Below are 1,045 nucleotides of genomic sequence, written 5' to 3' on the forward strand. Positions count from 1 at the left end.
TGCCTGCTCTTGCCGCGCGGCGTCGGCAGCTCCGTCTCCCGTGTGAAGCGGGGCCGCGTAGCAGGACACGGAGACCAGCGCCATGGATAACACCGTCGAGGTTTTCATCGCCCAACCCTCCTGACAACAAAACGAATCAGATCAAGGCAGTACAAGATTATCAGCGATGACTCGAGCAAGGGTTATGCCAATCAGTGGCCGCCACTCTTTAGCGAATCGACTGACGATTTCACATGTAGCGCAAAGCCAGCCGAGGCCGGACGCGGCAAGAAGTTCTTCGCGTGATTTCTAGATGCAGCGCGTCTTTTCCTGGCCGCCGTGGACGCCACGTTTTTGCACGCTGCGCGCAAATTCAACGCGGGTTTGTCCTGACCTAGCGCGAGGCCGGATTGAGGCGGAAGTAAGCATCGAGCAGCGACGTCTTGTACACCACGCCCAGCAGGACCGGCCGCGCCGCGCAGTCGATGACCGGCAGCCGCTCGCCCTGGAATGCCATGAAGTGCTGCAATGCTTCGCCAAGCGACATGTTGGGCGTCAGCACATCGAAATGCGGTTGCAGATAATCCGCAGCCGATTTGACTGCGGTATCGCGTTCGTCGAGCAGGTCGGACGTGATGTCCTTCAGCGCGACTACGCCGCGAAACAAACCGTCTGTATCGACGACGTACAGGTATTTCACCGGATACTCGAGGAACACGCGCGTCATGGCCTTCACGTCGGCATCAGGTTGCACGATCGTGTCAGCGGGCTTGACGAGTTCGCGCATCTGCGTGGCGGCGAGGCGCACGCGTTCCTTTTCATCGCGATTGCGGCGCAAGGTGACTTCGTACATCGATGTCTGCGCCGAGGCCCGCGCGATAAAAAATGCCACTACGCACGAGAGCATCAGCGGCAGCATGACCTGATAGCTCAGCGTCATCTCGAAGATCATCAGGATGGCCATCAGCGGCGCGTGCGTGGCGGCGGCGCAGACATCGATGTACGAAGTCACCTTGCGCCGCAATCGCGATGAAAAGGAACGCGTGCGCCTCGCCGCCACGCAGAA

The 1,045-nt window shown here is 59.8% G+C and carries 1 pseudogene; it reads right to left on the minus strand.

Features of this window, described 5'->3' with window-relative positions:
• Positions 1–373: 373 nt before the first annotated feature.
• Positions 374–967, minus strand: a pseudogene (locus tag ACRXB1_RS36670) (CBS domain-containing protein); the annotation flags it as partial.
• Positions 968–1,045: the final 78 nt, after the last annotated feature.

Source organism: Caballeronia sp. M23-90 (genome assembly GCF_053574605.1).